Origin of the sequence: Streptomyces sp. NP-1717, from assembly GCF_022695985.1 — a bacterium.
Classification (GTDB): domain Bacteria; phylum Actinomycetota; class Actinomycetes; order Streptomycetales; family Streptomycetaceae; genus Streptomyces.
In genome coordinates this window covers 1-11,766 of record NZ_JAAPBF010000225.1, presented here as the reverse complement: position 1 = coordinate 11,766, position 11,766 = coordinate 1, and the positions used below count along the sequence as shown (strand labels likewise).

The window sequence follows — 11,766 nt, the reverse complement described above, 5'->3', positions numbered from 1 at the left end:
TCAGGGGGAGTCGGTGCGCAGGGCACAACCGGCGGGGCGGCTCTCGCGTTGCGGTGGGTGATGAAAGGCCGCCGATGAGAGCCCTGCCCGAGCCCGTGTGGCCCGTTGTCGTGCTGGCGCTGATCCAGGCGGGGGACGGGGTTCTCTGCCTCGGGCCCGTCCGGTTCGTGCGTGAGTGCTTCGAGGGCGTCGGCTTTCCGCGGCAGTGGTGGTGGGTCACGCCGCCCGTGAAGTTCGCCGCCGCCGCGGGGCTCGTCGTCGGGATCTGGGTGCCCTGGCTCGGGGTGGTCGCCGCGTGGGGGCTGGTTCTCTATTTCATTGTGGCGATTTTCACGCACGTCCGGGCACGGGACTTCGGCCGCAACCTGTTTCTCAACGCGGTGGGCATGCTCGTCATCTGTGTGCTTGTCGCCCTGTACAGCTTCGTCCTGTAGAAGGGGCGGAAGTCTGGAGGGACACTCCGAAAACGGGGGCCCTGGAGCGGGTGTGCGGGCCGGTCGTGAGGGAACCCGTCAGCCTTAGAAGGCTGTTGACACTCCGTTTGACAGCAGAGATCATCAAAAACTCTACAGCAGAAAGCACTTCACATTCACGGACGCCACGCCCGGGCCTCGCCGCACCAGGCCCGTGGCTCCAACTGGGCGTCGTGACGTGGAGGGTTCAGCGGAGTCAGAGATCAACGGGGCACGGGGAAGCAGTTCACGCGTGGCAGCCGCCGCCGCCAGTACTTGGGCGGCCGTTTCGGGCTGAGCGTTTTTCACGGCGTCCCGAGGAGACGATCCGAAAGGACACGACAGGTCTTGACGCACTCGGCGACCGAAAGCGCTCACCGTCCGGGCATCCACCTGGACGGCACTCATCCGGACGGCAACCACCCACTGCGTATCCGGATCCTCGGGCCGATGGAGATCAGCGGTCAGGGAGGGGACCGTACGCCGTCCGCCCCGATGGCCCGGCGACTGCTCGCGGCACTGCTGCTCCACGCCAACGAACAGGTACGGACGTCCACACTCATCGACGAGCTCTGGGACGGCGAGCCGCCCAGGCTGGCCCGTAAGACCATTCAGACCTACGTGTACCAGCTCCGCAAGGCACCGCACTCCGCGGGCGCGGGTGGCCCCGGGGAGCGGGTGGAGACCTGCCCGAACGGCTACCGGATCCGGCTCGCGCCCGACGAGCTCGACCTGTGGCAGTTCGAGCGGCATCTCGCGCGGGCGCGCGTCGACCTGGGCGACGGCGACCCCGAGGGCGCGGCCCGTACGCTGCGACTCGGGCTCGCCCTGTGGCGCGGCGACGCGTTCGCCGACATCGAGACCGGCCCGGCGCTGGCCGCCCGTATCTCACAGCTGGCCGACACCCGTCTCGGCGCACTGGAGCTCCGGATCGAGGCCGACCTGAGGCTCGGCCGGCACCACCGGCTGATGGCGGAGCTGCGCCAGCTCACCGCCGATCACCCGCTGAACGAGGAGTTCGCCGCCCAGCTCATGCTCGCGGCCTACCGGTCGGGCCAGCGCGGCACCGCGCTGGAGACCTTCGGGCAGCTGCGCCGCGATCTGGTCGAGGAGCTGGGCATCGAGCCCTCGCACCGGCTCCAGCGGCTCCAGCGCGACGTGCTGAACGAGGCGCCGTCGCTGGAACTGGCCCCGGGCAGGCAGGCGGTCGTACGGGCTCCCGTCGCGCCCGCCGAAGACATCCGGCCACGACGCGAGGTCATCGCCCAACTGCCCTCCGACACACCCGATTTCGTGGGCCGCCGGGCGGAGCTGGCCCGTATCGTCACCCATGCCCGCTCGGGCAGCGGCTCTCTGCTGACGGCCCCTCAGATCGTGACGGTCCTCGGCGGCGCCGGTTCCGGCAAGAGCACCGTGACCGTCCGGGCGGCTCATCTGCTGCGTGAACACTTCGCGGACGGGCAGTTCCACGTACGGCTCCACGATGAGAACGACCGGCCCACCGACCCCGCCGCGGTGCTGCGTTCCCTGCTGCGTGACATCGGCATGCGCATGGACGAACTGCCCGAGCAGATGGACGAGTTGGCGCGCATCTTCCGGAGCTGGAGCGCGGACCGGTCTCTGCTGCTGGTGCTGGACGACGCGTTCGGTCCCGAGCAGGTCGTACCGCTGCTTCCCGGCGGTTCGCGGAGCGCGGTCCTCGTCACCTCGCGCGTACGGCTGCCGGGCCTGCCCGGTGCGGTCAACGTCGAGCTGAGCCCCATGGAGACGGACGACGCCGTGGAACTGCTCGCCTCGCTCGCCGGGGTGGACCGCATCGGCGCCGACGTCGCCGCCGCCCGGCAGGTCGTACGCCTGACCGGCAACCGCGCGCTGGGCGTACGGGCGGCGGGGGAGAAGCTGGCGGCGCGCCGGATGTGGTCCGTCACCGAACTCGCGGCCCGGCTGGCCCCGGAGCACCGCCGGCTGGCCGAACTGGGCAGTGGCTCGCTCGACGTCCGGGGGCGGATGGCGGGCGCGTGCGCCCGGCTCGCCACTCCGGACAGCCAGGCACTGGCCTGTCTGGCCCGCGACGGGGAGGCTCCGTTCGACATCCCCCGCGCGGCACGGGCGCTGGCGATGGACACCTGGGCGGCCGAACTCCTGGTGGGCCGGCTCCTGGACCACCACGTGGTGGAGGTCGTCGAATCGGCGCCCGGCGCCACGACGGTCTACGGCATCCCCGAACTGATCCGGCTCGTCGCGCGGACGCAGGCCCAGGCGCCGGACCTGGCGGTCGCGGAGTTGCGGCTGATGTCGGGGACGCCGTCGCGGGAGGGGCAGTCACCCGTGCCGTGCTTCACGTCCGTCCTGACACCGGCCGGATGAGCCCGCTCCCGTACGGCTCGCGTCCGGTCGATCCCGTCCGGCTCCTGCCCGGATCCCGTCCGGCTCTGTCCCACTCCCCTCCACTCCCGCTTGGTTCCGAGGCGGGAGCGTAACCGGGGTCGTGTGACTCGCCGACCGCGCTCGTCCCCGATCGCCGGACGGGCCTGAAACGCCCGCCGGGCGGGCCGCACTCGCGGCCCGCCCGGCGTTCGAGGACATCTGCGTCCCATTTTCCTACTCAGTGCACGCTCTCGCGCGTCGGCTTCCCGTCGGGCGCGCCCGGCGTATCCGACGGCTCGTCCGCCGCCTCGCGCAGGCCGAAGCGCCGGTGGAAGCGGACCAGCGGCCCCGGCGCCCACCAGTTGGCGCGCCCCGCGAGGCGCATGAACGCGGGCACCAGCGCGCCTCGTACGAGCGTCGCGTCCATCAGGACGGCGATGGCCAGGCCCAGACCGATGGCCTTGAGGTACGAGATCCCCGACAGGACGAAGCCCAGCCACACGATGGCGATCAGGCCCGCCGCGGCGGTCACCATCGCGCCGGTGCGCTCCAGGCCGCGTGCCACGGCCAGTTGGTTGTCGCCCGAGCGGTCCCACTCCTCCTTGATGCGGGAGAGCAGGAAGACCTCGTAGTCCATCGACATGCCGAACGCGATGCAGAACAGCAGCACGGGCACGGTCCAGGTGATCGTGTCGGTGACCGTGAACTCGCCGACGAATCCCTCCAGATGACCGTCCTGGAAGCCCCACACCAGCACACCGAACGTGGCGCTGAGGCTGAGGCAGTTGAGGACCAGGGCCTTCAGCGGCAGCACCAGGGACCCGGTGAACAGGAACAGCAGCACGAACGTCGTGATACCGATGATCGCGAGCGCCATCGGCAGCGCGTCGTACATGGAGTCCAGCGAGTCCACCAGCTCCGCGGCCGGGCCGCCGACCTGGACGTCGTACGGTGCCTCGGCCGACCGGATGTCCTCGACCAGGCGCTCGCCCTCCTCGCTCAGCGACTCGCTCTTGGGGATCACCGAGAGATACGTGCTGCTGTCCGCGCTGAAGCGGTCGGAGCCCGGTCCGGGCGGGGCGACCTGCCTGCCCTCCGCGAAGGAACCGGCCTCGCTGTCGACGCGTGCCACGTTGTCGAGTGTGGACAGCTTCTGCGCGTACGTGTCGGTCGACCGCTCCCCGGTCGGCGGGGTGTCGTTCAGCACCACGTTGAGCGCCTGCGACTCCTGCGCGCTGAAGTCCTCCCGCACGATGTCGCTGATCTGCCGCGACTGGGTGTCGGCCGGCAGTACGCGGTCGTCGGCGAGGCTCATGTGCAGGTTCAGGAAAGGCGAGCCGAGGAAGAGCAGCAGACCGATCACCGCGACCGCGACCGGGATCGGGAAGCGCATCACGGTCGTCGCGAGGCGGTACCAGAACCGCTCCGCCTCCGGCTTCGGGGGCTTCTCCTCCTTGCCGCGGTTCAGGACGCGGATCCGGCCCTTGTCGATGCGCGGGCCGAGCGCCTTCAGCAGCGCGGGCAGGAAGGTGATGGAGACGATCGCGGCCAGCAGGGCGGTCGGGATGCCCGCGTACGCGAAGGACCGCAGGAAGTAGAACGGGAAGACCAGCAGGCCCGCGAGCGCGAGCGCCACCGTCACCGCGGAGAACAGGACGGTACGGCCCGCGGTCCGCAGCGCGGTCGTGATGGCCGTGTCCGTGTCGGCGCCGCCGCTCAACTCCTCCCGGTAGCGCTTGAGGAGGATCAGGGCGTAGTCGATCGCCAGGCCGAGTCCTAGCCCGGTCGCGACGTTGGTGGCCAGCACCGAGACATCGGTGAACAGCGTGAGGATACGGAGCGTCAGAAGTACGGACACGATGGTCAGTCCGGCGACCATCAGCGGCACCAGCGCCGCGACCACACCCCGGAAGACGAACAGCATCACGACCAGCAGGACCGGGAAGGTGACCATCTCGATCAGCAGGAGATCGTCCTGGGTGGTGTCCGTGATCTCCTTGTTGGCGACCGCGACACCGCCCACGCGCGTGTCGAGGCCCTCCACCTCGGTGTCGTACTCCGGCTGGATACGCTCCAGCGTCTTCTGTACCTGGTCCTCGTCACCGGTGATCCGCACCAGGACCAGGGCGCTGTTCCCGCCCTCGCCGCGCAGGGCCGGGGGCTTGCCCAACGTCCAGTAGGACAGCGCCTGTTCGATGCCGTCCTCGGCGCCGATGCGCTCGGTGAGCCGTGCGCCGGCCGTGGCGACGGCCGGATCGTCAATGCCGCGCTTGTCCGAGACCAGCAGGGTCAGATTGGGGGCACCCGAGCCGAACCGTCCGTCCAGGACCTCGGCCGTCCGCGCGGACTCGGTCGAACTGTCGGTGAATCCACCGGCGGAGAGAGTCGATATCACGCCACCGCCCAGCGCTCCCGCGAGCACCAGGAGCACACCGGAGAGATAGAGGACCAGCCTGCTGCGGTGTGTGGTGAATCTGGCCAGTGAGGCGAACATTCGGCAACCTTTCGAGGGGGAACGCCGTTTCTGGGGGCGGCGTGTCGATCCCGTTCACACGATCAAGGTAGGGAGCGCGCGAGCCCACTGGCAATGACAACCCCTCGCGCGGCGCGCCCGGTTGAGCCTCCGCGCCGGGCACGGTCGGTGTGGTCGGCCCTCCGCGCCCGGCCACCCCTGCGCACCCGCCCTGCCGGGCCACCGCCGGGTGGTCAGGGGCGGCGGGGACGACGGTTGGGCAGCATGCTCCCCGACTACGGTGCACCAGCGCGTGAATGCGCACAATGACAGGTGTGTGCGGGTCATTTCCTGGATGACTGCTATATCTAACAGCCGCTTCACCCTCCTAAATTGCGGCGAGAACAGGCGACAACAGTCGAGGGCAATCCGAGACATTCCCTGGAGGGTAAAGCGAATGAGCCAGCGTGAGAGGACCGCTGTCATCGGCGGAGGGATGGCCGGCTGCGCCGCCGCCAAAGAGTTGATCAAGGCGGGCCGCGAGGTGGTCATTTTCGAGGCGGCCGCCGGACTCGGCGGTCGGGCTCGCTCGTGGCACCGTTCGGAGATCGAGCCCTCCGTCGGCATCAACCTCTGGTTCACCAGCTTTTACAAGCTGATGTTCGAGCGAATTCATGAGTACGGTCTCGAGGACCAGCTCGTGGAGATGTCCAACAACGTCATCGTCGTGGACAAGGGCCAGCCCGCCGAGCTGCTCTCCGACTCGCTGCGCAGCCTGCTCACGTACAAGCACGTCGGCCTCAAGGACCGGATCGGCTTCCTGACCGGGACGATGAAGGAGACGCTCAAGCGCAAGCAGCTCGACATCTTCGACCCGATCAAGCTCGCGCCGTTCGACGACGGCACGACCGCGGCCGAGTACGCCCGCAAGAGCCTGTCGCAGCGCGGCTTCGACAATCTGCTGCGGCCGGAGATCGAGTCGTTCTGGCTGTGGCGCTGCGAGGACATCTCCGCGGCGCACGTGCGGGCGATGCAGGCGCAGGTGGCCGGTGCGAAGTTCTACGTGTTCCGCAACGGCATGGAGGTCATCGCCGAGCGCAACGCCGAGGGCGCCGACATCCGCCTCGAACACGAGGTCACCGACCTCCAGGTGACGGACGGCCGGGTGCACATCACCGCGCGTTCGGCGGACGGCGAGAGCCACGCCGAGGTCTTCGACGACGTCGTCGTCGCCACCACGGCGCCGGTCGCCGCCAAGCTGACGGCCGCGCTGCCGAACGACATCGTGGGCCGCGACACCCGTGAGTTCCTGGAGACCCAGGTGTACGAGCCCGCGCTGTCGGTCTCGTACCTGGTCGACTTCAGCAGCATGCCGTCCGAGGCGCACATCGTGGCGGCCGGCGCGGACGACCCGCCGGTCAAGACGATCATCACCTTCCCGCGCAAGGTCAAGGACGAGCAGGGGCGTTCGGTCGACAAGCACCTCGCGTTCGTCTACCCGGGCCGCGCCGAGACGCGTCGCCTGCTCGCGCTGTCGCCGGAGGAGCAGTACGCCGAGACGACCCGGCTGGTCACCCAGCTGTGGCCGGACTTCCCGGTCGACGACGCGGAGCCGTTCGAGATCGCCGTACGCCCGCACGCGATGCCGCTGCCCTCGCCCGGCCGCTACCGGATGTCCGCACGTGTCATCGGACTCCAGCACGCGCCGGTGGTCTTCGCTGGCGACTACTTCACCGCGCCGATCTCGGAGGCGGCGATGCTCTCCGGCATCCGGGCCGCCGAGAAGCTGACGACGGCCGGAAAGCTGACGACGGCCGGCTGAGCCGGGCCGCGGAGAGCAGGGGAGCAGGGGAGAAGACATGGATGCGTTCACTCCCGCCTCCGGCGGCGCCGGGGCCGGAGGCCGCCGGCCCGGTGGCACGGCCTCCGCGTCGGCCGGGACCGGTGGCGGCGTCGACACCGCGACGGGGACGTCCGGTGCCGCGGAAGCGGGTGCCGGTGCGGCCGGCCCGTCCCGCGCGGGAACCGACGGCGTGCGACGTCCGGCCGGTGGCACGCGGACCGGCGTCGGTGGCCGTACGGCGACCGACGGGGCCGTTGCCCCGGCGGACGGGCGTGCGGCGGGAGCCGTCGCGAGCCGTTCCGCCTCCGGCGCGGATACGGGCGTCGGCACCGCGCCCGGTGCGGACACGGGCGGTCGGGCCGCCGGCCGCGCGGGTGACGGCGGCGCCGTCGCGAACGCTTCCCGCCCGGCGACGGACGGCGTACGACCCGCTGCCGCGGGCCGTCCCGAACCCACCGGCGCCCCCGCCGGGCGGCCCGCCTCCGGGGCCCGGAGCCGCTTCGTCGCCTACGCGCGGCTCGCGAAGTTCGAGTTCGTCCTCGACTATTACCTAAGCATGCTCGTGCTGTGGACCGCGCTCGCCGGCAGTGTGCGGTTCGCGTCCGACACGTGGACGACCCTGCTGCTCTTCCTCCTCGGGGAGATCGGCGTCATCTCCGCCGTCATGGCCCTCGACGACGTCAACGGCATCAAGGACGGCAGCGACCGCGCCAACTACCTCGGCACCGGCGGCACTCCGCTGCGCCCCCTGGAGCGCAAGCCCCTGCTGACCGGCGCCCTGACGGTCCTTCAGGCCACCCGGTTCGGATATCTGAGCCTGCTCTGGGGCACCGTCTTCTGGACGGCTTCCGCGGTCGCCGCCCCCGAGCGGCCGATGTGGGCGCTCGTCGTCACCGGGCTGGTCCTGTTCGCCGGCTTCCAGTACTCCTGGGGCCTCAAGCTCAGTTACCGGGGCCTCGGCGAAGTCCTCATCATGGGCTGCCCGTTGGTCATCGTCGTCGCTCCCTACGGCTTCGTGACCGGCCATCTGCCCGCCCTGGTGCTCGTGCAGGCGGTGCTGTTCGGCCTCTGGCAGATCCTGGTTTCCTGCTACTCCAACACCAAGGACATCAGCGGTGACGCGGCCGTCGGCCGCAGCACGGTCGCGGTCCACACATCGGCGCGCGGCAACCTGGTCTTCATCGGCGCGCTCTCCGCCGTCGACCTGCTGCTGACCGTCGGGGCCTCGGCCGTGGGCTGGGCGCCGTGGTGGTTCTTCGCCGCCCTGCTGCCCGAAATGGCGCTGCGGCTGCGCCAGTTCACCTCCTTCAGCCGTAACGGAGACGCACTGCTGGCACGCAGGCGAGGAGTGGTGGCGTTCCGGACGGGCGTCGCCGGCATCGTCCTGGCCAACCTCATCCACTTCGCGAGCTGAGGGGCGACGGCCGCGGCCCGAGCCGGCGGCCCGAACTCCGGACAGGACAAACGGACATGAGTACCAAGAACAAGCCGACCGGACTCGGCCTGCTCTTCGACGAACACGCGCAGGCGGGCCGCAGCACCCGCTTCCATCTCAGCCGGCCCTTCGACATAGCCTCCGGCGCGGGCACCGAGTTCAGCGTCGCCGGTATCGCCGAACTGGTGCAGGAGACGGCCGGCCTGCTGTACGAGGCGGGGGCGCGGCCCGGCGACCGGGTCGCGATCGCCAAGGACAACCACTGGGACTATCTGCTGCTCGCCTGCGCCACCGCGCGCTTCGGCGGCCTCCCGGTCCTGATCGCGGGCGGCCTCCCGGCGCAGACGCTCGGCACCGTACTGAAGCGCGCCGACGCGCAGTTGCTCGTCACCACCGCCGACATCCTCAGCTCGGCCGACGAGCAGGGCGTGGACCTGAAGTCCCTCGTCCCGCGCACGGTGACCATCGGGGCCGCGCTGCCGGGCACGGTGGCGCTCGACGACCTGCGCGGGGCGCGTACCCCGAAGGTGTTCACCACGGCCAGCTACGAGCCGATGGTCGCCACCCACACCTCCGGCACGACCGGCGTGCCGAAGCTCGTCGTGCACTCCGTCGACACCGTGCTCGGCCACCTCGGCCGTACGGAGTCGCTGCGCTTCCCGATCGTGGCGATGAAGCGCTCCGACACGGTGGCCACCGCCACCCCCTTCAACCACATGCGGATGATCACCTGGAGCACCGGCACGCTGAAGCTGGAGCCGAAGGACGCGCTGCTCCTCGCCGACGCCCGGCCGGAGACCGCGGAGCGGATGTTCGAGCGGCGCAAGCCGACGTATCTGGAGGCGCTGCCCGCCACGTACATCGGCTGGCAGGAACTGGCCGGCAAGCGGCCGGAGCTGTACGGGGACGTACGGCTCTTCGTGAGCACCTTCGACGCGATCCACCCGCCCACGGTCCGCCGCTTCCTGCACGCCAGCAAGCGGCGCTTCCCGGCCTGGCTCCAGGGCTGGGGCCAGTCGGAGACCGGTCCCATGACCTTCCGCCTGCTGACCCGCAGGGCGCTCGCGGCCAAGGGCGACCGGCACCCCACGACGCGCGACGTCGGCCGCCCCATCCCCGGCTTCACCGGGATGAAGGTGGTGGACCCGGCGACGATGAAGCCGGTCCCCAACGGCAAGCCCGGCGTGCTGCTCACCCGCACCGACGGGCGCTGCATCGGCTACCTCGGCGAGCACCGGCGCTGGCAGGACAAGGCGCGCGGCAAGTGGTGGAACACCGGCGACTACGGACTGCGGACCGCCGCGGGCGCCTTCAGGCTGCTGGACCGTGAAGTGGACGTGATCCCCGGAATGAGCTGCATCGAGCTGGAGGACGTACTGGCGGACCGGCTGCCGCAGTTGCTGGAGGCCGCGGTGATCGGCATTCCTGGCCAGCTGCCGCTGCCCGTCGTCTGCACGCAGGACGGCACGCTGGACGAGGCCGAGTGGAAGCGCGCCACCGCGGACCTGCCGGCGCTGGGGGCGCCCCGGGTGCTGCCGCTGGACGAGATCCCGCGTACGAGCACGGGCAAGGTCCGCCGCGTCGAGCTGCGCGAGCGGCTGCTGGGCGAGGAGACGTACGGCACGGGGCGCTGGACGTAGCCGAAGGACGCCGGACGGGCCGCGAGTCGATCGGGGCCCGTCCGGCGGTACTTCGGCCCGTCCGGCCGTTGGAGATACCACAGAGCCCGTCCGGCGTCGGAGGGCACCACCCCCGGCCCGTCCGGCCGTCGAGGACACCACACACAGCCTGTCCGGCCGTTGAGGACGAACCGGCCCAGAGCGTCGAGCAGGGAGCGCAGCCATGGCAGAGACAGAGGCACAGGCAGCCGGGGAAGAAACAGGCACGCACGTCGACGTGGCCGTCGTCGGCGCGGGGATCTCCGGTCTCACCGCCGCGTACCGGCTGAAGGAGGCCGGCCGCGCGCCGGAGGTCTTCGAGGCGGACGGCGACGTCGGCGGCCGGATGCGGGCGCGGCAGGAGAACGGCTGGATCGTGGAGCAGGGCACCGAGACCCTGGCCTCGCACGGCTACCCGTCCACCTGGCGGCTGATCAAGGATGTCGGACTCGACCGGGACGGCGGGGTACTCAAGGTCGGCAGCCTCGCCGGTGTCTGGCGGGACGGCAAGGCGCACGCGGGCAGCGGGCACTGGGTGGGCACCCTCACCGGCGCGGGGCTGTCGCTCGGCGGCCGGATGGCCATGACCGGGATGCTGGGCGGTCTGCTGCCGTCCCTGGGCAAGGTCAGCACCCGGCGGCCGGGGGAGAGCCCGCTCGGCCTGCGTACCGTCGCCGAGTTCGTCGACGGCAAACACCCGGACCTGCACGACTACCTCCTCCAGCCGGCCGCGAGCACCGGCTGGGCCTGGGACACCCGGCGGTCGTGCGTCGCGCCGCTCGTGGCCACCATGGTCGCCACCCGGGGGCTGCACGGCTGGCGCACCTACCGCGACGGCATGGACGCGCTCGCCCGCAAGGTCGCGGAGCGGCTGACCGTGCACACCGGGAGGGCGGTCCAGGAGGTCACCGAGAGCCCCGGCGGCGGCGTACGGCTGGTGTTCGCCGACGGGCGTGTGGTGACGGCCCGTGAGGTCGTACTCGCCGTGCCGGCGCCCGTGGCCAGGAAGCTGTACCCGTCGGCGCCCGCCGAGGAACTGCCCTTCCTGGACGCCACGTCGTACTCCCGCATGATCCGCGTGACCTGTCAGGTGGACCGTCCCCTGGCGGTCCGTCAGTCGCGCGTCACGAAGAAGGTCTACGCGCTGCTCATCCCGGAGAAGGAGGACGGCTATCTGGCCGGTCTGACCTTCGAGCACTTCAAGGCGGCCAACCGGGCGCCGCGCGGTCAGGGGCTGGTCAGCATGCTGACCGCGGAACGCGCCACCGACGAGCTGATGGACCGTCCCGACGAGGAGGTCGTCGAGAAGCTGCTGGGGCGCGCCACGCGGTACGTGCCCGAGCTGCGCGAGGCGCTGGTCGACTCGCACGTGCACCGGTTCCCGTACGCGGCCCCCGAAGCCACCCCGGACGCCCTGCGGCTCCAGGGCGCCTTCCTGGACCGGCCCTCGCGGGCGGTGGAGTTCGCCGGGGACTGGGTCTTCCAGCGTCCGACGAGTGAAGCCGCCGTGCAGGCGGGGGAGTTGGCCGCCGAGCGGATCCTGTCGCGGCGCGGCAGCC

7 protein-coding genes are annotated in these 11,766 nt (G+C 71.0%); 6 read left to right on the top strand and 1 reads right to left on the bottom strand.

What is annotated here, in order from left to right:
* Nucleotides 1-74: 74 nt before the first annotated feature.
* On the top strand, nucleotides 75-434 hold the full coding sequence (locus tag GXP76_RS29770; protein ID WP_242574724.1) for a DoxX family protein: 360 nt from the start codon (nucleotides 75-77) through the stop codon (nucleotides 432-434).
* A 366-nt stretch (nucleotides 435-800) separates the two neighbouring features.
* Nucleotides 801-2,819: an AfsR/SARP family transcriptional regulator gene (locus tag GXP76_RS29765; RefSeq protein ID WP_242574723.1), complete on the top strand. Its 2,019-nt coding sequence runs from the start codon at nucleotides 801-803 to the stop codon at nucleotides 2,817-2,819.
* A gap of 238 nt (nucleotides 2,820-3,057) precedes the next feature.
* On the opposite strand, the gene GXP76_RS29760 is transcribed toward GXP76_RS29765, so the two are convergent.
* Nucleotides 3,058-5,313 (bottom strand): MMPL family transporter, encoded by a 2,256-nt coding sequence (locus GXP76_RS29760; RefSeq protein ID WP_242574722.1) that lies wholly within the window; start codon nucleotides 5,311-5,313, stop codon nucleotides 3,058-3,060.
* 415 nt (nucleotides 5,314-5,728) lie between these two features.
* Between GXP76_RS29760 and GXP76_RS29755 the strand changes: the two genes are divergently transcribed.
* The 4 genes from GXP76_RS29755 to GXP76_RS29740 all read left to right on the top strand — a co-directional run.
* A complete protein-coding gene (locus GXP76_RS29755) occupies nucleotides 5,729-7,093 on the top strand; it encodes an FAD-dependent oxidoreductase (protein WP_242574721.1) in 1,365 nt (454 codons plus the stop codon).
* 37 nt (nucleotides 7,094-7,130) lie between these two features.
* Nucleotides 7,131-8,528 carry a UbiA family prenyltransferase gene (locus tag GXP76_RS29750; RefSeq protein ID WP_242574720.1) on the top strand — a complete coding sequence of 466 codons (1,398 nt, stop codon included), beginning with the start codon at nucleotides 7,131-7,133 and terminating at the stop codon, nucleotides 8,526-8,528.
* A 56-nt stretch (nucleotides 8,529-8,584) separates the two neighbouring features.
* The gene (locus GXP76_RS29745; protein WP_242574719.1) at nucleotides 8,585-10,189 is read left to right on the top strand and encodes a class I adenylate-forming enzyme family protein; all 1,605 of its coding nucleotides are present in this window, start codon (nucleotides 8,585-8,587) and stop codon (nucleotides 10,187-10,189) included.
* A 202-nt stretch (nucleotides 10,190-10,391) separates the two neighbouring features.
* Nucleotides 10,392-11,766 (top strand): NAD(P)/FAD-dependent oxidoreductase (locus tag GXP76_RS29740; RefSeq protein ID WP_242574718.1); only part of this gene is annotated, 1,375 nt, incomplete at its 3' end.

Excerpts from the sequence above, each read along its gene's own strand:
- GXP76_RS29770 (WP_242574724.1), top strand. The coding sequence starts at position 75 with ATGAGAGCCCTGCCCGAGCCCGTGTGGCCCGTTGTCGTGCTGGCGCTG.
- GXP76_RS29760 (WP_242574722.1), bottom strand. The coding sequence starts at position 5,313 with ATGTTCGCCTCACTGGCCAGATTCACCACACACCGCAGCAGGCTGGTC.
- GXP76_RS29755 (WP_242574721.1), top strand. The coding sequence starts at position 5,729 with ATGAGCCAGCGTGAGAGGACCGCTGTCATCGGCGGAGGGATGGCCGGC.
- GXP76_RS29750 (WP_242574720.1), top strand. The coding sequence starts at position 7,131 with ATGGATGCGTTCACTCCCGCCTCCGGCGGCGCCGGGGCCGGAGGCCGC.
- GXP76_RS29745 (WP_242574719.1), top strand. The coding sequence starts at position 8,585 with ATGAGTACCAAGAACAAGCCGACCGGACTCGGCCTGCTCTTCGACGAA.